The 19,394-nt window shown below is 70.8% G+C and carries 19 protein-coding genes; 7 read left to right on the forward strand and 12 right to left on the reverse strand.

Annotation, left to right across the window (positions count from 1 at the left end; translation table 11 throughout):
* Positions 1-25: 25 nt before the first annotated feature.
* From ACIBAI_RS22550 to ACIBAI_RS22560, 3 genes are all read right to left on the reverse strand, one after another.
* A complete protein-coding gene (locus ACIBAI_RS22550) occupies positions 26-994 on the reverse strand; it encodes a recombinase family protein (protein WP_399036798.1) in 969 nt (322 codons plus the stop codon).
* A 192-nt stretch (positions 995-1,186) separates the two neighbouring features.
* Positions 1,187-2,398 (reverse strand): pentapeptide repeat-containing protein, encoded by a 1,212-nt coding sequence (locus ACIBAI_RS22555; RefSeq protein WP_399036800.1) that lies wholly within the window; start codon positions 2,396-2,398, stop codon positions 1,187-1,189.
* Positions 2,399-2,558: 160 nt separating this feature from the next.
* A complete protein-coding gene (locus ACIBAI_RS22560) occupies positions 2,559-3,002 on the reverse strand; it encodes a hypothetical protein (RefSeq protein WP_399036802.1) in 444 nt (147 codons plus the stop codon).
* A 466-nt stretch (positions 3,003-3,468) separates the two neighbouring features.
* On the opposite strand from ACIBAI_RS22560, the gene ACIBAI_RS22565 reads away from it, so the two are divergent.
* The 4 genes from ACIBAI_RS22565 (at position 3,469) to ACIBAI_RS22580 (ending at position 6,006) form a co-directional block, all read left to right on the forward strand.
* Positions 3,469-3,681: a hypothetical protein gene (locus ACIBAI_RS22565; RefSeq protein WP_399036804.1), complete on the forward strand. Its 213-nt coding sequence runs from the start codon at positions 3,469-3,471 to the stop codon at positions 3,679-3,681.
* A 61-nt stretch (positions 3,682-3,742) separates the two neighbouring features.
* Complete coding sequence (locus ACIBAI_RS22570) at positions 3,743-4,486, forward strand: hypothetical protein (RefSeq protein ID WP_399036806.1); 744 nt, start codon at positions 3,743-3,745, stop codon at positions 4,484-4,486.
* 174 nt (positions 4,487-4,660) lie between these two features.
* Positions 4,661-4,963 (forward strand): hypothetical protein, encoded by a 303-nt coding sequence (locus ACIBAI_RS22575; protein WP_399036808.1) that lies wholly within the window; start codon positions 4,661-4,663, stop codon positions 4,961-4,963.
* Positions 4,960-6,006 carry a zeta toxin family protein gene (locus ACIBAI_RS22580; protein ID WP_399036810.1) on the forward strand — a complete coding sequence of 349 codons (1,047 nt, stop codon included), beginning with the start codon at positions 4,960-4,962 and terminating at the stop codon, positions 6,004-6,006. The genes ACIBAI_RS22575 and ACIBAI_RS22580 overlap by 4 nt, the downstream gene beginning before the upstream one ends.
* A gap of 47 nt (positions 6,007-6,053) precedes the next feature.
* On the opposite strand, the gene ACIBAI_RS22585 is transcribed toward ACIBAI_RS22580, so the two are convergent.
* Genes ACIBAI_RS22585 through ACIBAI_RS22625 form a run of 9 tightly spaced genes read right to left on the reverse strand, consistent with a single transcriptional unit; the run spans position 6,054 to position 14,878 of the window.
* Positions 6,054-6,524: a helix-turn-helix domain-containing protein gene (locus ACIBAI_RS22585; RefSeq protein ID WP_399036812.1), complete on the reverse strand. Its 471-nt coding sequence runs from the start codon at positions 6,522-6,524 to the stop codon at positions 6,054-6,056.
* Between the two features lie 12 nt (positions 6,525-6,536).
* Positions 6,537-7,121, reverse strand: coding sequence for a DUF4913 domain-containing protein (locus tag ACIBAI_RS22590; protein WP_399036814.1), 585 nt, complete (start codon positions 7,119-7,121; stop codon positions 6,537-6,539).
* Positions 7,111-8,850, reverse strand: a complete 1,740-nt coding sequence (locus ACIBAI_RS22595) for a type IV secretory system conjugative DNA transfer family protein (protein ID WP_399036816.1) — start codon at positions 8,848-8,850, stop codon at positions 7,111-7,113. The genes ACIBAI_RS22590 and ACIBAI_RS22595 overlap by 11 nt, the downstream gene beginning before the upstream one ends.
* Positions 8,847-10,439, reverse strand: a complete 1,593-nt coding sequence (locus ACIBAI_RS22600; RefSeq protein ID WP_399036818.1) for an ATP-binding protein — start codon at positions 10,437-10,439, stop codon at positions 8,847-8,849. The genes ACIBAI_RS22595 and ACIBAI_RS22600 overlap by 4 nt, the downstream gene beginning before the upstream one ends.
* Positions 10,440-10,441: 2 nt before the next feature.
* Entirely contained in the window at positions 10,442-11,896 is a 1,455-nt protein-coding gene (locus ACIBAI_RS22605; protein ID WP_399036820.1) for an SCO6880 family protein, read from the reverse strand.
* Positions 11,893-13,425 carry a hypothetical protein gene (locus ACIBAI_RS22610; RefSeq protein ID WP_399036822.1) on the reverse strand — a complete coding sequence of 511 codons (1,533 nt, stop codon included), beginning with the start codon at positions 13,423-13,425 and terminating at the stop codon, positions 11,893-11,895. The genes ACIBAI_RS22605 and ACIBAI_RS22610 overlap by 4 nt, the downstream gene beginning before the upstream one ends.
* Entirely contained in the window at positions 13,422-14,213 is a 792-nt protein-coding gene (locus ACIBAI_RS22615; RefSeq protein WP_399036824.1) for a hypothetical protein, read from the reverse strand. The genes ACIBAI_RS22610 and ACIBAI_RS22615 overlap by 4 nt, the downstream gene beginning before the upstream one ends.
* A 9-nt stretch (positions 14,214-14,222) precedes the next feature.
* On the reverse strand, positions 14,223-14,510 hold the full coding sequence (locus ACIBAI_RS22620) for a hypothetical protein (RefSeq protein ID WP_399036926.1): 288 nt from the start codon (positions 14,508-14,510) through the stop codon (positions 14,223-14,225).
* Positions 14,511-14,512: 2 nt separating this feature from the next.
* Entirely contained in the window at positions 14,513-14,878 is a 366-nt protein-coding gene (locus ACIBAI_RS22625; protein WP_399036826.1) for a hypothetical protein, read from the reverse strand.
* A 239-nt stretch (positions 14,879-15,117) separates the two neighbouring features.
* On the opposite strand from ACIBAI_RS22625, the gene ACIBAI_RS22630 reads away from it, so the two are divergent.
* From ACIBAI_RS22630 to ACIBAI_RS22640, 3 genes are all read left to right on the forward strand, one after another.
* Entirely contained in the window at positions 15,118-15,588 is a 471-nt protein-coding gene (locus ACIBAI_RS22630; RefSeq protein WP_399036829.1) for a helix-turn-helix transcriptional regulator, read from the forward strand.
* Positions 15,585-16,628 carry an NlpC/P60 family protein gene (locus ACIBAI_RS22635; RefSeq protein WP_399036831.1) on the forward strand — a complete coding sequence of 348 codons (1,044 nt, stop codon included), beginning with the start codon at positions 15,585-15,587 and terminating at the stop codon, positions 16,626-16,628. The genes ACIBAI_RS22630 and ACIBAI_RS22635 overlap by 4 nt, the downstream gene beginning before the upstream one ends.
* A 203-nt stretch (positions 16,629-16,831) precedes the next feature.
* Positions 16,832-19,394: NB-ARC domain-containing protein (locus tag ACIBAI_RS22640; RefSeq protein WP_399036834.1), on the forward strand; the 2,563-nt coding region annotated here is incomplete at its 3' end.

The following is a 19,394-nucleotide window of genomic DNA, read 5'->3' on the forward strand; positions in this document are numbered from 1 at the left end:
GGGCCCTCGTGCTGCCGGTCAGCGCCTACGCTGACGATGCCGCTCCAGCCGTCATCCCCCGAGCAGCTGGGGCGGCATCGACTCGGTCGGCGTACACGCGGTAGGCCTTCCGTCCGGCCGGTGTGGCTCCGTCGGCAGCGAGGGCGGCGCACGCCTCCAGCGCCGCCTGGTGGATACTGAGCGGTGCGCCCACGCGCAGCGAGTAGCCCTGGCCCCGCCGGATGGTCCGGCCGGCGCGCAGCGCGTCCCGGACCGCGGTGTCGGCCGCCTCTCGCAGGTGTTCGGCGAGCAGGCCGGGCACGTCGATGCTCACCACCGGGTCCGCGGCCGCGAGGGCCTCCGGCTCCGGCTTTTCCTCACCGCCCGGTTCCTCCAGCAGCTCCGCGAGGTCGTCGGGCACGTCACGGGCACCTGCCGAGTCCAGCACGCGGCGGATCGTCCTGGGGTCGACGCCGTACCGCCGGGCGAGCGCCTTCACGGCGACACCGTCCTCCCGGTAGGCCCTGACCACTTCGGCGACCTGGTCGGCGTTCAGCGCGGGCGGACGTCCCAGCGTCTTACCCGCGGCTTCGGCACTGGCGACGCCTTCCTTGGTGTTCTCGGAGATCAGGTCTCTTTGGAACTCCAGCACTGCGGCCAGCACCTGGATGATCATCTTGGTACCGGAGTCGTCGGCCGCGAGGTCGATGCCCGAGAGCAGGCCCGACTCCACCCGCAGGTGCAGGCCCCGCCGGATGAGGACGGGCCGCAGGGCGAGGACGTCGGCGACGGAGCGGAACAGCCGTGCGGCGTCGGCGATCCGGATCGTGTCGCCCACGGCGGCCTCGTCGAGCAGCTGCTTGAAGCCGGGCCGGTCCAAGGACAGGACCCGGGTGGAGGTCGCCGGGTCCTCGTAGACCGGGGCGCCGGCGGCGAGGAGCGCGGCGAGCGCGTGCCGCTGGCGGGCGTTTGTCTGCTTGTCGGTGGAATGCCGCAGATACAGACGGTCAGTCACGTTTTCCGGTCTCCCGCCGGTCGGCTCCAGTGATCCACGACCACCGTAAGGAGGCTAAAAGGGGAGGCGCAAATACGGATCGGATCCCATTGGACCAGAGGCCCGCGATAACCGGGTTTCCACCCTTTTGCCAGCCTCTCCGCATTGGAACGACCGAGGGGGGCGGAAACAACCGTTTCCGCCCCCTCGACGTTACGGATTCGAACCCAGCCAAGCCGAGGGAAGGATGATCGACACAGAAGTAGGAGTACCGACGCCAGTGAGAAGTCCACTGGGGGCCGGACCCGTTGCGTCGCGGAAGGACACTGTGCCGCCGGAGAACGTCGCGTCGTCGAAGGCCACCCTACCGCCGGAGAACGTCGCACCGTGGAAGAACACCCCGCCGTCGGAGCGCGTTGCTTCGCGGAGGGTCACCGTGCCGCCGGAGAACGTCGCGCCGTCGAAGAACACCCCGCCGCCGGAGAAGCTCGCGCCGCCGAAGAACACCCTGCTGCCAGAGAACGTGGCACGACGGAAGAACACCCTGCCGCGGGAGAAGGTCGCGGCGTCGAAGGTCACCGTGCCGCCGGAGAACCTCGCGCGGTTGAAGGTCACGTCACTGCCGGAGAACCTTGCGCCGCGGAAGGACACCCAGCCGCCGTCGGAGAACGTCGCGCCGTTGAAGGACACCTCACCACCGTCGGAGAACGTCGCACCGTCGAAGGACACCTCACCACCGCCGGAGAACGTCGCACCGTTGAAGTCCATGCGGCCGTCGATGGTGACGCCGGTGAGGTCTAGATTGCAGCCCTGCCAGGAGCGGCGGGTTCCCTGGGGGCGGCGGTAGTGGTCGCCGGTGAGGCGCAGGATCGTGTGCCGGACCTTGCGCAAGGCGAGGTAGCGGTGGCGCTCCTCCTGGTGGGCGGGGTCGTCGCCGGGGTCGGGGGTGAAGGGGAGCTGGAGGTAAGCGCACAGGACGTCGATGCAGGTCTGGCGCAGGCTGTCGTCGGGGGCGTCATCGGCGAGTCCGGCCAAGGCGTGGACGCCGCCGAGCTGGACGGCCGGGGAGTCCGAGCCGAGTTGCTCGACGGCCTGGGAGAAGCGTTCGGTGTGGAGCCGGGTGGCTTCGCGGTGGGCGCCGGCCTCGTCGACACGCTGGCGGCGGTAGGCGACGACCAGGGCGACGAGCGCACCGGCCCCGGCGACCACGCCGAAGGAGAGCTTCACCATGTCGAAGAGCGTCTTGGCGTCGAGCTTCGCGGTGGTGTCGATCTCCTGGAAATCCAGCAGGTACACCAGGCCGTAGAAGACGCCGCCTGCGGCCAGGACCGCAACGAGGAAGGTGACGGCTAGGGCCCGGCCGACCCTCCACAGTCGAAGCTCTCGATCATCCGAAGGTGATCTCGGCCGCCGGTTGAGTGTCATGCCGATGGAGACACGGCTGCACGATCAGTGGTTGCAGCAGGTGCGAGGGACCGTTTCCGCCTCCTTTTTGAATTGGAACGCCCCAGGGGCGTTGTGTCGACCCAACGAGTAACCGGCGGGCGAGGCGCCGCGTTGCGTCGACACAATGAATGGCCACCGGTCAGTCAGCCCTGAACGTCTGAGTGACCTGTTGCACGGTGGCCACGTACAGTGCCGCGGCCTCTTCCCACGCCCGGTTCGCGTCCGCGTGCTGGACGACTCGCTGGTCGGCCGGAGGTTCCGGTACCTGTCTCCAGACATGTACGACGCCGTACAGGGCTTCCTGCATGGCGGCTGCCTTCTCGGTGACGTCCGCGGGGCCCACGACCGCGGCCGTGCGTGCGGCCCGGTCGACACTCTTCAGTCCTTGGTTGACGAGCCGCCAGACCTGCCGCCGTTCGTCGAGCGGCGGACGGTCGGTCGTCAGGGTGTGGCCGATGACAGTGTTCAGGGCGTCGTGCACGGCATCGCACGCGCTGAGCAGGGCGGCGTACGCCTCTTGCCGGCGTTCCCGGAGCCACTGCTCGAAGCTCTGTTCAGCCTGCGCGCGGGTCTGGCGGATCATGGCGCGTCCGGTTGCCCACGCGGCCAGCGCTGCCCCACCCGCTCCTGACGCACCCGCGATGACGGCAGCCCATCCTGCATCCATGACCCAAGCCTCTCGCGTCGACGGAGACGCCGTCCTGCAGACGTTCTGGGTCGCTGATCGTCCTGCATGGACCGACCGCAGCCTCGCCGCCGAGGTGCCGTCATGACTTCCCTCCCTGAGATTCGCCGGGACCGGAGTGGATGTCGATGCCGCCTACGCGAAGGCTGCCCCACCGACCTCCTGACGCTCCGCTCCCTCGAAGGCGGTCCCGCCCACACAGGCAAGACCGCCTTCGACCGTTTCCGGCTCCCCCCTTGTTCATTGGACACCAGAAGGTGTGACCTATATCACGGGTGGGCCGTACTGTCCTGCGGGCCCCGAAAAGGGCGAAGGGGTGAAGACCGGGGACTGCTGCCCGGCGTCAAAGAACGGACCCGCGCCCATGACCCCGCTCCACTTCGCCGTGCTCGCCGTCGTGCTCCTGTGGAGCCTGGCCGCCTACGGCCTGCACCGTGCATCCGTCGGCGACGTCCGCCGCGTCCTTCAGGTCGGCACCCGGGCTCTGGCCGTACTCGCGCTCGGCTCCCTCGCCGCACTCTTGGTGGACCTGACCGATGTGCCCAGCGTCCTGCAGGCAGTCCTGGCGCGGTTCTGAAGACCGGCCTCTAGTCAGGCAGCCCCTGACGAATTCCTGCGTCAGGTGTACCCTGACGAACATGACGGGTGTTGAGCACGATCCCGACAGCGACCGTTACGCCTACAGCCGTACCGCTCTGGCCCGCCTCGCCCTCTCCGCTGAGCTGCGCGAGCTCGCTGAGCGCGCCGCCGCCGGCGTCCCCACGACGAACGACATGTGGGCCCGGCCCGGTGAAACCGTTGGTGACGCGCTCGACCTGGTGCGCCAGGCCCGGGAGGTACTGGTTCGCGCCGTGATCTACGAGCGCCAGAAGCACACGAGCTGGGAGACCATCGGCGAGCAGCTCGACATGAGGAAGCAGTCCGCACACGAGAAGTACAAGGACGCCATTGCGGAGTGGCAGCTCGCCCTCCAGGAGCCGCACTACCCCGCCCCGCCCGGCGCTGCCGTGCGCGGCCTACGCCTCCATGAGGCCGCGTACGCACCCACCACTGCCGGACAGGCTCTCGACACGTGGGTGCGCGAGCACATCCCGGCACACCGGGAGACGGAACACCCGGTCACTGGCCACTTGCCCGCCCTGAGTACGGCGGAGGAGATGGTCCAGGTACTCGACGCCCTCAAGCACCTCTACAGCGACGTGCGCACCCCGCCGGACCCGGAGGCCCGCGCCAGCCTGACCGAGCGCAAGGCCGCACTGCTCGACCGCATCGCCGTCGAAGACGGCCGCCCCGAAGCCGCCCAACAGGCCGAAGAGGCTCGCGCCCTTGCCGCGCAGCTCCGCACAGAGGCCGCACAGGTGCGCGACGAGAACCAGCACTGACCCCGGCCAGTCACCGACGGCGGCCCCGGCAGGCGAAGCCGCCTGACCTGTACGGCTGCCGCCCGCGTCTTCCCAAGCGGCGGCTGGCCCGGACGCCAGGCTCGCTTGAAATCGACCTGGTCTGTGGCAGCGAGCCGACAGACAATGATCATCGCGAAGAGACAGGGGGACGTTATGCCGAACGGCATCTCCATCACCGATCAGCTGGACACGCACGAGTGGTCCAACGAGAAGACGGCCGCGTACGAGGCCGCGATCGAGGCAATCAACGGGGCGGTGGGCGCCTACAGCGCCGTCATCGCCGCCGAGGAGGCCAAGACCGAACCGGACCCGGTCGTCATCGCGAACGCCCGTGCCGAGCAGGGTCGACTGGCGCGGGAGCGCGAAGGGCTGCGTTCGTCCGACGCCGAGCAGATCGCGGCGGCCCGGACGCGTTACGCCCAGATGGCCCGCGAGGTTCTGGCAGGCCTGGCGTGATAGATCCGGCGGAAGTCGAGCGGTACCGGCTGCCGGAGGAGGAGAACCGGCGGATCTTCCGCGAGCGGATCGTTCCCGACCTTCTGGAAGGCCGGGCGTCGCAGGAGACCCCCACGGTGGTCTTCCTGGTCGGTCAGCCCGGCGCCGGCAAGAGCCGGGTGACCGAGATGGTGGCCGCGCAGCTCAACCGGCACGGCGGCTTCGTGGACGTCGACAGTGACCTCTACAAGCCCTACCACCCTGCGTATGCGGCACTGATGGCGCAGGACGACACCCTGATGGCTGCCTACACACGCGCCGACGGGCGGGCCTGGATGGCGCAGGCCGAGCAGTACGTCCGCGACCACGGCCTGCACGCCATCATCCAGGAGACCTCCCAGAACGCCGAGGCCGTCGAGCAGAAGATGCGCGCCTACCGGGCCGCCGGAGCGCGGATCGAGGGTCTGTTCATGGGCGTCCCGCAGGCGATGAGCAACCAGGGCATCGTCGCCCGGTACTTCGAGCAGCTCGCCGACCGAGGCCAGGGACGGCTCACCGTGCAGGCCAACGCTGACGAGTCCTACCGCGGCATCCTGGAGCTGGCTGACCGCGTCGACACCAACACGCTGGTCGACCTGGCGAGCGTGTACCGCCGTGGCGAGTCCAAGCCCCGCTACAGCAACATCCTGACCGACGCGGGCAGCTGGGCCAGCCCGGCGGCTCTGCGGCAGAGCCTGGAGACTGAACGCACCCGGCCCTGGTCCGAAGCCGAGAGCGACGGATTCGTGGCCACGCAACTCCGGCTCCGTGAGGCCAGCCGCGACCTGGGCGGCGAGTGGCCACGTCGGCTCGCGGCAATCGAGCAGCAGGCGCGGCCGCTGCTCACGCCCGCCGCCAGCCGCCGGCTCGGACCGGTCCGCCCGTCTTCCTCGGCGGCCCGGTCACGCAGCACCACCACCGGACGGCGGCCGCCTGCTCCCGGCAGCACGTCACCGTCGGACGAGCGTCGGCCTGGCGGGCATGAGCCGCCCAGACCCGAACAGCGCCGCGGGCGCAGCAGATAGATCGACGCCGCCGAAGGCCCGCACCAGGGAGGTGCGGGCCTTCTCTTTCAAACCTGCCCGGTGTGCGCGATGAACGCCAACCTGGCACGGTCCTTGATCTTATAGCGGCGATTCCTCCGGGATTGATCCGGCTCGGCCTTGTGTAGCACTCCCCGGTCCCGCAGAACAGCGAGGGCCTTCTCCACCGACGCCCTGCTGATGCCGAGAGAGTCGGCGATGTCAGTCTGTGTAGGCCCCGACACCGTGTCGTGCTCAAGGTGTACGTAGCTGGATGTACCGTCGCTGGCACTAGTCCGAATGATCTTGACGTCGGAAATGCTCCCAAGGTAGAGCAGGAGTGCGGCGACGCGCGCGACAGGCGGTCTCCTGTCCACCCCGTACACGCGCTCGGTAGCGTCAAGGCACGCCATTCCCAGCTGCGCCAGTGCGTGGAACACCTCGGCGGACTGAAAGGGGAACTGTGCCTTCGCCCCGCTGATCTCCACGAGCTTGCACCGGCCTGACAGGGCGGTCACCATCGAAAGAGCACGTCAGTCCTCCTGTCTCCAGGCGCTGGGAACCAAGCCGGGCAGGCGGTGTCCGACCTGGTGCTCGCCCTTGGTGCAGCCGCTGAAGGGCCCGTTGGAGGCACGTAGCTCGCGCAGGCACGGGTCGAGATGGTCGCGGTGCCAGACGCTCGGCCCGGTGTATCCGCAGGTGGCGGGGTCCGTGAGTTCCTGCCAGGCGAGCCAGCAGGCGTGGAGGCGGGCGACGGCGACCGGGTGCTCGAACCACAGGTGGCACCAGCGGGCTTCGGCGCTGGGCTCGGCGAGGTAACCGGGCACGAGTACTCCCTCGACCCACTCGATCAGGGCTCGCAGCTCGTCGTCGTACTGCGGCGGATCGAGCAGCAGGATGAACGGCGGGTACTGCCACTCCTCTTCGTCCTCGGCGGTCTGCCCGCCGGCCGTCTCCTCCTCGTCGGCGGGGGGCCCGCCCGGCTCACCGTCCTCGCCCCCGGCGAGCTGTTTGACCAGGGCTGTCAGGCGCGCGAGCTGGGCCTTGAGGTCTTCGATGTCCTCGAACATGCCGACCGGCACGTCCAGCTGCGGGACGTCGTCGGGTTCATCGGTCACTGCGCGCCGCCTTCCGCTCCTCGTACGCGGCGACCGCGCGCTTGGTGATGGCCTGCTCCTCCTGTTTCATCTGCTCGCCGATGTGGGCCATGGCCTTCTCCGCGTACCAGGGCCGCAGCGCGATCTGGGCGACCGGCATGCCGGTGGACAGCAGCAGCGCGGTGCCCTTGCGCATGGCGCGGATCTCGCCGGGGTCCAGGACCTGCTCGCGCTGCTCGCCGACGCTGTAGGAGTAGCCCTCCTTGGACTTGGAGTACGAGCCGCGGTCGACGTAGTGGGCGCCGATGAGGGTGGACACGCCCTGGGCGAAGTTCCAGTCGTCCAGGCCGACACCGATGAGCTTCTTGGTGGCGGCCGACCACAGGGCGTCCATGCCGACCTCGCCCCAGGCCTTCACGCCCTGGCGGTAGGACTGCAGGATGACGAACGGGGTGATGCCCCGGGAGCCGAGATGGGAGTACAGGTCGGGCAGGTCGGCGATGCGGCAGATGTTGGCGGCCTCGTCCAGGACGGCGCGCATCGGCTCGGGCAGGCGGCCGCCGTGCCGCTCCCCCGCCTCGGCGCCGGCGGTGAAGACGGCGTCGGCGAGCGCGGCGACCACGGCGGAGGCCGGCCCGCCTTTCTTGCTCAGCAGGTACAGGGTGTCGCGGCTGGTGGCGAAGTGCTCGGGGTCGAATCGCGGGTGGCGCTTGTCCGGAGTGACCCACGCGAGCACCTTCTCATCCCGCAGCGCGGACACCGCGGTGCGGGCGTTCTGGTAGATGCCCGACTGGGTCTCCTCGGCGATGTTCACCGAGGATTCCACCTGCTCGGCGAGCACCGGCTCGTGCTGGTAGAGGATGCGCATGGGCGCCTTCTCGCGCGGGTCGGCGAGCCACTTCATGACGTCGCGGACGGTGCCGCCGTCGTGCCAGGCGGCCCGGAACAGGCCGACCAGCAGGTCGCCCGCGGCCTGGGACCAGAACGGGTCGGCCTGCTCGCTGGTGATCTGGGTGACGAAGTGGCTGGCGAGGCGCTCGGCTCCTTCCAGCGTCTCCGCCTGGGCGATCATGTCCCACCACATCTCGCGCTCGGCCTGGGCGACGCCCTGGGTGTCGAGGATCCAGGCGTGGCCGATGCGCGAGCGGGAGGCGAGGGTGGCGGCGTAGACGTCGGACTTGTTGGACGTCATCAGCAAGGCGCCCGGGGCCTCTTCGGCCACCGGGATGGCCAGTGACGTGGACTTGCCGGCGCGGGGCGCCATGATGGCGGCGTAGGTGTCCTCGTCGCTGCCGCGCAGCTCCACCCCGGACGGCAGGTGGTCGCCCAGCAGCACGCCGCGGTCGTGGGCCGGGACGTCCTTGGGCTTGACGCCGTGGAGGCTCGCCCGCAGGCGGGTGGCGGTGCGCGCGGCGGGCTTGGGTGTCAGCTCGCGCACCTGGTGCAGCGTGGCCAGGGAGGAGGGGTTGCGGAACCAGCGGAAGGCCACCCGCAGCCCCCACACGATGAGGGCGACGACGGCGATGTCGGCCAGGGCGGCGCCGATCGCGGACGCGGTCTGGGAGTGCGCCCACACCCCGGACCAGTCGGTGGCCATGCGGTAGACGGTCAGCGGGGAGGCGGGGGCGACGTCGTCGCCGGTGAGCGCCGCGCCGGCGGCGGCCCCGGCCCAGGTGGCGGCGGAGAGGGTGACCGCTCCGCCGAACAGGATGCCGCCGAAGGCCCATGCGCGGTCGGACTCGGTCATCATCGGTTTTCGCCCCCCGTCGTTGTCACCCGGCGCCGGTTGTTGTCCGTCTTGTAGAGCCGCTGTTCGGCCGCGGTCAGTTCGAGCGCGGCCGCGATGCCCGGCCGCGTGCCCAGCTTGATCAGGTACTTGCCGCGGCCCGGGTGCCGGACGGTCTCCTCCTCCGCGGCCCGGGCGTCGTCCTCGTCGCCGTAGGTGGGGTCGATGTCCAGGCCGGTCGACGTGGCCGACGCCCAGGAGCTGATCATCATGATTTCCTGCTCGGTCAGCGAGCGTTTGCCGGTGACGCGCTGGAGTTCTTCCTCGGTGCTGGCGCCGAGCACCCAGGTGTCGCAGCGGTCCATCAGGCCGCGCGCTTTGGCCCGGTCCATCTCGGTCGGCAGGGCCTCGACGTCCTGGAGGCTGTGCGTCACGTAGATCGTCACGTCGTCCGTCGTGCGGTTGAGGCGGCTGATGGCGTCCATGGCGTCGACCAGGCCCGGGCCGGAGCGCAGGGCCCGCCACATCTCGTCCATGGGCAGCACCAGCTTGCGGTCCATCAGCCCGATGCTGCGGGCGGAGTCGATGCTGGAGTAGGTGTAGGCCCAGGTCGCGATCATCCCCGCGGAGACGACGTCGTTGCCGCGGGCCCGCAGGGCGGAGATGTCCACGGAGACCGCGGGCGCGTCGATGTCCAGCGGGGTGGTGGTCGGGCCGTCGAACAGGCCTTTGAGCGGGCCGCCGATGAGGTTGTCGAGTCCGGCGATCACGCTGCGGGTGAGGTTCTGGTACGTCTCGCCCTGGGCGGCCAGCTTGGTGCGCAGTGCCTCCGGCGCGGCCCGCAGCACGTCGGTGACGTCCTTGACGATGGGGTCGCTGCCCGCTTCCTGGGCGGCGGAGGCGACCTGGACGGCGGTGTCGAGCGCGGAGCGTTCGATCTCGTTGGGGCTGCGGCCCAGGCCGTGCTTGGTGGACAGCAGCGCCACCAGGGTTTCCAGGCGGCGGGCGTTGAGGACGTCCAGCAGCGCGTCGCGGCGGTCGGCGGGCAGGGACTGCACCCGGCCCTTGAGCGGGCCGGAGTCGAGCGGGTTGATACGGCCGATGCCGTCGCCGATGCGCACCACGGAGCCGCCGAGTCCGGTGATCAGCGGGGTGTACTCGCCCTTGACATCGCCGGGCACCACGGTCATGAACCCGTACGCCGAGTAGACCATGCACATGCGCTTGACCAGGGCGGACTTGCCCGCGCCGGGCTGGGACATGACCCACACGCCCGGGTTGGTCGTCAACCGGCCGGTCCAGCCGGAGGGGTCGATGCACACCAGCTCGCCGGTGAGCACGTCGCGGCCGACCGGCACCCCGCGCGGCGGCAGGCCGGAGCCGAGCAGGAACGGGTAGATGCCGCCTGCCTGCACGGACGGGCCGGTGTAGACGGTGCCGGCGTCCTCGACCGGGACCCGGCCGCCGAACCGGCCACCCCAGCCCAGCCGGGGGGCGAACCGGTTCCTCAGCTTCTTCTCGGCCCGCCGCTGCTCGCGGCTCGGGGCCTGCTTGGCCACCGGCGTCAGCCGCTTGGGCGTGGTCACCGCCGGCAGTCTGGGCTTGCGTGCCATCGTCAGTCCTTCACCAGCGGGTTGTAGCCCAGCGGCAGCCCGGCCGCGAAGACGGCGGCCTGGGCGCCGTAGGCGGGGCGCATGCGGATGCCGCGCGTGGCCTTCACCGCACGCTCCAGCTCCTGGCGGGCGGCGGGCAGGTCCTCGGCGCTGCGGGCGGTGACGGTCACCATCAGCGTCCAGTCCACGACCTGGGAGCCTCCGGCGACCTGGGCGGCGGCCTTCTCGGCGCGCTCGGCGTCGGCCCGCTGCGACCACTTGGCGCGGCCCTTGACCTCGGCGGTGGCCTGCGCGCGGTTGTAGGCGTGGCTGATCTCGCGCTCCAGCACCGCCTCGCCCTCGTGCGGGTCGAGGACCCGGTAGGCGAGGGTGACGCGCCGCTGGAACCGGCCGGGGGCCAGCAGGGGCAGCAGCACGCTGTAGGCGATGGGGCGGCGCGGCATCTCCCGCAGCACCCAGCTCATCGACACCCCGCCGTCGTGGAAGTATTCCTCCCAGCCGTCGTCGGCGGCCTGCGGCCCGCACTCGGCCCACGACAGTGCCTCGAAGTCCGCGTCACGGGCGTTGAACACGTCCGGGTCGTAGGCGCTCCTGACCAGGCGGCGCAGGTCGACGTCGGTGGCGCGGCGCTCGATGTCGGTGCCGGTGCCGGACAGGTCGATCGAGTCGACCACCCTCAGCGCCTCGGCGACCTGCTCGGCCAGGTCCTGCGGGGGGCTGGCGGCGGCGTTGGGGTCCACAGTGACGCTCATCCACGGCGCCACGCTGGCGGTGGCGTGCGGGGTGGTCCGCACCAGCTCGTCGATGATCTGTGTGGCCAGCCGCGGCGCCCCCGGGTCCTTGCGGCTGCGCACGTCGTCGCCGAGCGCCTCCCCCGCTCCAGGAGTGATCTGGATGGTGACGCTGGCCCCCTTGATCTGCTCGTCCGTGCTCATCGCGTCCAGCACGCTCGACCAGGTGCGCAGGCTGGACTGCACGGTGCCGGTGGGCGCCATCAGGCTGCCGCCGGGAGCCAGCAGCGTGGTGACGGTCATGTAGCCCGACCGCCGGTCGTGGACGACCCCGACGCTCTTGCCGGTGGTCGGGTCGTGCGCCTTGATCAGGGTGGAGGAGGCGCCCACACCCGGCAGGTCCAGCGCGTACGGGTGCGGCAGCAGCACCCGCCGGTAGGCGGTTGCCTCGAACTTCGCCGCCCGCCGCCACGACAGCTTGGCCCAGTAGTAGGCCAGCGCGGACATGCCGTGGCGGCGGGCGGCGGCCAGGGCGAACACCACGAACGTCAGCGGCAGGGTGACCAGCAGGGAGACGGGCGCCTGGGTGGCGATGATGCCCTCCGCCACCAGGACCCCGGCCGCCACCATCGTGGCCGTCGTGGACAGGCCTGCGAACCCGAAGGACTGGCGGGTGCGGAACCCGTCGACCATCAGGGTCCGGGGCACCTCATGCTGGGTGGTCACTGCGTGTTGCCCCCGTTTCCGATCTGTCCGCTCGCGCCCTGGACGGCGTTGTTGACGCCGTCCAGGACCTGGATGGCGATTCCGGCGCCGGCGGCGGCCGCGCCTGCCCCGCTCGCCGCGGCCCCGGCCGTCCCGGCGGCCGCGCCGGCGGTCTGGGTGCCGGATGTTCCGGTTCCCGCCGCGCCCGCTTTGGCGCCTGCGGCCGCGCCCTCGCCGGGAGCGGCCTGCCCGGGCATCCGCCGGTTGGCGTCGTTGCGCGCCGCCTGGAGCTGGGCGTCACCGCCCGCCCTGCTCCCGCTGCCGCCGCTCTGGCCGCTCTGGCGGCCCATGGACTGCTCCACGTACTGCGCGTGCTCCATCGGGGTGGCCGGGCGCGCACCGCCGCCATCACGGCCGTCGCCACCGTCGCCGCCCTTGGCGCCCTTGCCGAGATACCCGGCCAGCGCGCCCACGGCCCCGCTCGCACCGCCGGCGGCAAGGCCCCCTCCCACGGCCTCCCCGAAGGGGGCGAACAGCTTGGCCAGGGGGCCCGGCGCGAGGATCGCCAGGACCAGCGTGGCGCAGCCGCGCAGCCACTCGGCGAGGGTCTTGGCGTGGCCGAACTCCGCGAACCCGGTGCAGATGATGACCGCGAGGATGGGCTTGTAGGCGATCACGACGCAGATCGATGTGATCAGGCGGGGTGCCCACTGGCGGGTGACATCGCCGCCGACCCGGCCGCCGCCGGCCACGGGCAGCAGCAGGCACTGGATGGGGATGGCCGACTGCCGCAGGAACACCATGACCAGCTGGATGAAGCCGATCAGCAGCAGCACGGCGACGATGCACAGCATGGTGATCGGGTTGTGGACCCCGACGGGGACCATCACAGCCGTGATCCTCTCGTAGGCCCGGCCGTCGTCCTCGAAGACGGCGTTAACCAGCCCCGTGCTCAGGGCGTCTCCGGCGGAGACCAAAAGGGCGATCAGTCCCACGCCGACGGCGGACAGGATGGTGTTCTCGACCCATCCGAGCATCGCCCGGCCGATGTGCTTGCTCTGCCCGGTGACGGCCATCTTGCCGATCTGCCACATCGCCCCGAAGGCGGCGATCACCAGCCCGAGCCAGGTCAGCATGCCTGCCAAGGTGGCGTCCTTGCCGAACAGGCCGGTCGCCTCCAGGTCCAGCGACGGCCCCAGCAGGGCCACCGTCAGAACCTTCTTGATGACCCACTTCGTGACGTCCTGAGCAGCCCTGATGACGTCACCCAGGACGGAGTCCCAGACGTTTTTCCAGGCCTTCTTCATGGCCTTCTCGCCGGCCTTGCCGACGGCGTCGCAGAGGTTGGAGCCGGTGATGCTGCCCGGCTGTCCCGGAACCTGCCCGCCACCGGTGACGATGCCGAGCAACGGACCGGTGACCGCACGGCAGCCGCCCTCGATCACATTGCTGATCGGCCCGTCCGCCCGGGCAGGCTGCGGTGCGGATACCGACACCCCGAGCACCGCGACGAGCGCCAGCAGCAGGGCTGCCAGTCGGCGCTTGATCACGACGCCTCCCGGATGGCTGTCCACCCGGCTTCGTTGAAGGCGGCGTCACCGGGGGCCACGATCTTCGGCTTGTCCTTCTGCGCGTCCTGCAGGACGCGCTGGGTGGCCGCGCCGGACAGCTTCCAGTCGCCGTCCTCCCACACCACGGCGTTGAAGATACGCAGGTACTCGATGGACTCCTTCTTCGTCTCCCCGGCCTTCGTCGCTGAACTGGCCAGCAGCCACGCGCTGACCTCGTTCTCCGATTCCTTGACGATCTTGTAGCCGATCACGGTGCTGCGCATGTACGCGCCCGACGGCAGCGGCCCGTCGGCCTTGACGCCCATCTGCTCGTGCAGCCATTTGTCGGTGTCGATGGCCGTCAGCTCGATCTGCTCGGCGTTGTCGTCGCTCTTGTCGGCCTTGACCATGTAGGAGTGGTAGATGCGCAGCTGCTCGTCGACCGCGCTGCGGTCCGCCTCGATGCTCGTGGAGTTGGCGGCCGCCATCATCGCCACGGCGCCCTCGGTGGTGTGCGGGAAGCCCACCTCGCTGCCGTGCTCGTCCGTTCGGGACCCGGCGGGCAACGCCACCCAGCGCTCCGGCTCGGTCCAGTCCTCCGGCGCGGCGTACGTCGGGGCGGCGCTGGCGGAGCTGGAGGAACTCGGGCTCGCACCGCCCTTGCCCGCCTGCGGTTCGCTCTCGTCCCCGCTGAGCGCCACATAGCCCGTCAGCGCGAGCACGGCCACAAGCAGCCCGCCCGCGACCCACGTCCCCTTGGTGTTCCACGTCCCCCTGGTGCGTGACATCGCCGCCGCCTAGCCCGCAATGCCGTTGAGGATCGTGATGAGCGAACCGGCCAGGATGACGGCTGCCGCACCGGCTCCCATCCACTTGAACGGCTCGCTCCCGCCGCCGTGGCGGGACTTGTCCGCGACGGCCAGCTTGTAGACGCCGAAGCCCACACCCCCGGCACCCGCAAGGACCAAAAGCCACAGACCGTAGCCGAACAGCTCGCTGACGGGGCCCTCCATCCCGGGAATCTTCGTGGGCTCCGCGCCGGGGATGATGCCGGCCAGCGTCACCAACTCCGAGGCCAGGTACATGGTCACTTCCCTCCCATCTGCCGCCGCAGCCTCACCGCGGCGGCCTGAACGTCCTTGTGCTCCAGCGCCTGGTCGGCGCTCTCGACCGTGCGCAGCACCGGCAGGTAAGGCACCGTCGCCGTCCCGGCCAGCCGCGCCTGCAGCGCCCGGAAGCGGTAGCGTGCGGCCGGAACCGGGCGCACGGGGGCGTCGGCGACCAGCACCAGCCACGGGCGCGGCAGAGCGGTCGTCCAGCTGCGCAGCATGTGCTCCACGCACACCGCCCCGTACACCGTGGTCTCCGCCAGCAGCACCGGCAGCGCCCCGTACGGGATCGGCTCCTGGGGGTGCAGCATGCGGGCCGCGCCCGCCCCGTCCGGATCGAGCATCCGGGCAACCGTCGCCACTGCAATGCCATAGCCGTGGACGGGAATCAGCGCGTACCGGAGCCCACCCGCTGCACCGGTATGCGGAATTGGCCTCTCCGGCTGAACGATCACGCCACAACTCCCCCTAATTTTGCCGCATTTGCCGCCCGTGACCTTGGGCTTGTGCGACTACTGAGGCTAGCGTGTCCCGCTGGCAATCATGAGTAGCGTTTTCTGCGTCACCGGAGGTCGGATCACAGGTGTCGCCGTACGACGGTGCGCGGGCCCGGGCCCTGCGCCTCCAGGCGCGTCTCAGCGTCGAAGACCTCGCCGCCGCCGCAGGAGTCAGCCCCAACACCGTGCGCTCCGCCGAGTCCGGCACCCACCAGCCGCGCCCCCGCGTCGCCCAGGCCATCGCACGGGCCCTCGGCGTTCCGCCGCGCAAACTGATCCCTTCCAGGACCGGCCTGACCCTGCGCGACGTCCGGTGCCGCCTGGGACTCACCCAGGCGGAGATGGCCGCCCGGATCGGTGTCGTCCGGCAGATGGTCTCCCAGGTCGAGCGCGGCGTGACCGGGGTGCGCTCGCCCCTGGACTGGGCTGCCGCCTACCGCCTCACCCTCGCGCAATGGACGCGCGCCCACCAGGCGTCCCGTGATCTGGTGCGGCAGAAGGTCGCAGCCCAGGCACGCCGGCGAAGAAGGAAACGTTCACGGGGGGACAGCACGTGAAGGTGCTCATCCGGGCCACCGCCGCGGTCATCGCCATGTTCGTGCTGGCGGTCATCGGCCTGATGGCGATGGTGCTCGCCGACGCGGACGCCGAGGCCATCGAGGTCTCCGACGGAGGCGGCGGACTGCAGGGCGTGCCCGCCGAATTCCGCCCCTGGATCTTCAAGGCCGCCGAGGAGTGCATGGAGCCCGAACTCACCCCGGCTCTGCTGGCGGCCCAGCTCTACCAGGAGAGCCGGTTCCAGACCAAAGCCGCCTCCCACGCCGGTGCCCAGGGACCGGCCCAGTTCATGCCCGGCACCTGGGCCACCTGGGGCCGGGACGCCGACGGCGACGGCGAGGCCAGCCCGTGGGACATCGGCGACGCCGTCATCGCGCAGGGCCGCATGATGTGCTCCCTGATCAAGCAGGCCAAGAAGTCCGGCTACGGCGGGGACGCACGCGCGCTCGCCCTGGCCGGCTACAACGCCGGATGGGGCGCGGTCGAGACCTACCGGGGCATCCCGCCCTACGCGGAGACCCAGAACTACGTGAAGATCATCCTGTCCACCATGACCCGGTTCCAGGGCCCGGGCCTGCTCGACGTCACCGGTTCCGGATCCGGCGCGGACGCCCTGCGCAAGGCCGCCAACCGCATGGGCACCCCCTACTCCTACGGCGGAGGCGGACCGAACGGCCCCTCCACCGGCTTCTGCGACGGACGCAACGGCTACCTCAACGGCAAGTGCGCCGCCTCCTCCACCGTCGGCTTCGACTGCTCCTCACTGGTCCAGTACGCCTACTGGCCCGACGTCAAGCTGCCGCGCACCGCGGCCGCGCAGTACGGCGCCACCTCCGACCGCCCCGTCTCCCGCCAGAACCTCAAGGTCGGCGACCTGCTGTTTTGGAGCCACGGCGGCTCCGGAGCCATCTACCACGTCGCCATCTACGCCGGAGACGGAAACGTCCTCCACGCCCCCCGCACCGGCAAAACCGTCGAACTTGTCCCCCTGACCTCCGCCATGCCCGAAGCCGACTACTACGGCGCCACCCGCCCCTGACCGGCTTGTAGGGCCGCATTTGAGTTGCCCTTTTCTCATCGTTCTGTCCTCGGCTTGTCCGATGGGACAGGGCGATGAGAAGCGCCCATGCGGCCTTGTGGCGTTCCGTTCATGGTGCGGGCAGCTGGTCGCTAGGGTCTAGCTCAGAGAGATCGGGCGCCGGGGGTGGGCGTGTGCGGGTGCGTGTGTGGGTGGCGGGAGTCGTGGCGCTCGCCAGCCTGGGGATTGGGCTGGCGATCGTGCTTGCCCTGGCGGGGAACGCCGCCACGGAGACTTCTCGCTGGCCCTGGCTGCTGGATGAGCTCCGGCAGCACCCGTGGTGGTCGCTCAGCATCTTCGGGCCGCTGGCGATCGTGGCAGGCGGTGTGGCGGCGTGGCTGCAATTGCGTCCCCCAGCGGTCCTGAACGATCCCCCACCACCCCCGCCCGTGGCCGTCCCGGACTGGTTCGTCGATCGGGCCCAGACCCGCGCCGCAGCGGCTGCGGTGTGCCGTGGCGGCCGCGCCGTGGGCATCACCACCTCCCTGTGGGGAGCGGGAGGATTCGGCAAGACCACGCTGGCCACCGCCGTGTGCGCCCGCCGACGCGTGCGGTGGCGTTTCCGGTCCCGCATGTTCCCCCTCCGGCCCCGGATCTATACCGTCACCATCGGACGGGACGTCCGCGGACGTGCGGCTGTGGCGGCCAAGGTCGTCGAGGTCACCCGGTTCATCACCGGCGACACCACCGAGTTCGACGACCCCGCTCTGGCCGGCGCCCATCTGGGCCGGCTCCTCGACAAGCGCCCCCGCACCCTGCTCGTCCTGGACGACGTGTGGGAAGCCGAGCAGCTCGACCCCTTCCTGGCGGGGGGCCGCCGCTGCGTACGGCTGGTCACCACCCGCAACCCGGACCTGCTGCCACCCGGCGCGCAGCGTATCCCCGTCGATCAGATGTCCCGCGACCAGGCCAAGGCCGTACTGACCTGGAACCTGCCACCACTGCCCGAGCCCTTGGTGGACGCCCTGCTGGAGGCCACCGGCCGGTGGGCCCTGCTGCTGCGCCTGACCAACCGCCTGATCTCCGAACAGTGCGCCGCCGGCGCCGACCCCACCGCCACCGCCGAGCAGCTCCTTCAGCGGCTACGCGGCGACGGGCCCGCTGCCGTGGACGATCCCGCCGCCACCTGGAATCTGGACGACCCACGCCTGCGCAACCAGGCCGTCAAGACCTCCATCGAAGCCGCAACCACCCTGCTGCCGCCCGGCGGCCCCGACCGCTTCACCGAACTCGGCATCTTCGCCGCGGACGAATCCATCCCCATCCCCGTCATCGCCCTCCTATGGCAGGCAAGCGGCCAGCTGACCGAGGACCAGACTCGCACCCTGTGCCGGAACCTGGAACGCCTGTCGCTCCTGACCCTCGACCCGCGCAAGGGCGGCACAATCAGCCTCCACGACGTCATCCGCGACTACCTGCGCAGCAGTTTCGGCACTGCGGGCCTGGCGCACCTCAACGGCCTTCTGATCGACACTATCGCCGCCACCCTGCCCCCGGCGCAGCCTCTCGCCCCCACCACACCTGACCCCGAACGCGCCTGGTGGCAGTTGCAGGATGGCTACGTCCTCGACCACCTCATCGAGCATTTACTCGCGGCCGGGCGGACCGTCGCGGCCGAGGCCGTGGCGGGCGACCTGCGATGGGTGGAGACCCGCCTCGCCCAGCGCGGGCCGACCGCCCCCTGGACGGACCTCACCCGCATCGACACCCCCCACGCCCGCACCCTGGCCCACAGCCTCGCCCAGACCGCCCACCTCCTCACCCCCACCGACCCGCCCCACGCACTCACCGGCGTCCTGCACACCCGCCTCACCCCACACCCGCACTGGCAGCCCCAGATCACTGCACGCCAGCATGACCCAGCCCAACGCCCCTGCCTCACCAACCAATGGCCCCTGCCCGACGCCCCCTCCCCCGCACTGCACCGCACCCTCGGCCACACCTCCTGGGTACGGTCGGTGGCGATCGCCCCGGACGGCACCCGGCTCGCCACCGCCGGCCACGACGAGACCGTGCGGATCTGGGACCGGGCCACCGGAGCCTGCACCGCCACCCTCACCGGCCACACCTCCTGGGTACGGTCGGTGGCGATCGCCCCGGACGGCACCTGGCTCGCCACCGCTAGCGGGGACAAGACCGTGCGGATCTGGGACTGGGCCACCGGAGCCTGCACCGCCACCCTCACCGGCCACACCGACGCGGTGGAGTTGGTGGCGATCGCCCCGGACGGCACCTGGCTCGCCACCGCCGGCTACGACGAGACCGTGCGGATCTGGGACCGGGCCACCGGAACCTGCACCGCCACCCTCACCGGCCACACCTACTCGGTGGAGTCGGTGGCGATCGCCCCGGACGGCACCTGGCTCGCCACCGCCGGCCACGACAAGACCGTGCGGATCTGGGACCGTACGTCCGCTGCTCACGCTTCCTCATACTCCGGCCATAACGGCTTGGTGGAGTTGATGGCGATCGCCCCGGACGGCACCTGGCTCGCCACCGCTAGCGGGGACAAGACCGTGCGGATCTGGGACCGGGCCACCGGAACCTGCACCGCCACCCTCACCGGCCACACCGACGCGGTGGAGTCGGTGGCGATCGCCCCGGACGGCACCTGGCTCGCCACCGCCGGCTACGACAAGACCGTGCGGATCTGGGACCGGGCCACCGGAACCTGCACCGCCACCCTCACCGGCCACACCGACGCGGTGGACTCGGTGGCGATCGCCC

This window comes from Streptomyces sp. NPDC051041, assembly GCF_044456065.1.
Taxonomy (GTDB): domain Bacteria; phylum Actinomycetota; class Actinomycetes; order Streptomycetales; family Streptomycetaceae; genus Streptomyces; species Streptomyces glaucus.

What these genes read in the sequence shown, in the direction of transcription:
- ACIBAI_RS22555 (WP_399036800.1), bottom strand. Translation starts at nt 2,398, where the DNA reads ATGACACTCAACCGGCGGCCGAGATCACCTTCGGATGATCGAGAGCTT.
- ACIBAI_RS22615 (WP_399036824.1), bottom strand. Translation starts at nt 14,213, where the DNA reads ATGTCACGCACCAGGGGGACGTGGAACACCAAGGGGACGTGGGTCGCG.
- ACIBAI_RS22570 (WP_399036806.1), top strand. Translation starts at nt 3,743, where the DNA reads ATGACGGGTGTTGAGCACGATCCCGACAGCGACCGTTACGCCTACAGC.
- ACIBAI_RS22585 (WP_399036812.1), bottom strand. Translation starts at nt 6,524, where the DNA reads ATGGTGACCGCCCTGTCAGGCCGGTGCAAGCTCGTGGAGATCAGCGGG.
- ACIBAI_RS22560 (WP_399036802.1), bottom strand. Translation starts at nt 3,002, where the DNA reads ATGATCCGCCAGACCCGCGCGCAGGCTGAACAGAGCTTCGAGCAGTGG.
- ACIBAI_RS22565 (WP_399036804.1), top strand. Translation starts at nt 3,469, where the DNA reads ATGACCCCGCTCCACTTCGCCGTGCTCGCCGTCGTGCTCCTGTGGAGC.
- ACIBAI_RS22600 (WP_399036818.1), bottom strand. Translation starts at nt 10,439, where the DNA reads ATGGCACGCAAGCCCAGACTGCCGGCGGTGACCACGCCCAAGCGGCTG.
- ACIBAI_RS22595 (WP_399036816.1), bottom strand. Translation starts at nt 8,850, where the DNA reads ATGATGACCGAGTCCGACCGCGCATGGGCCTTCGGCGGCATCCTGTTC.
- ACIBAI_RS22620 (WP_399036926.1), bottom strand. Translation starts at nt 14,510, where the DNA reads ATGTACCTGGCCTCGGAGTTGGTGACGCTGGCCGGCATCATCCCCGGC.
- ACIBAI_RS22575 (WP_399036808.1), top strand. Translation starts at nt 4,661, where the DNA reads ATGCCGAACGGCATCTCCATCACCGATCAGCTGGACACGCACGAGTGG.
- ACIBAI_RS22625 (WP_399036826.1), bottom strand. Translation starts at nt 14,878, where the DNA reads ATGCTCGATCCGGACGGGGCGGGCGCGGCCCGCATGCTGCACCCCCAG.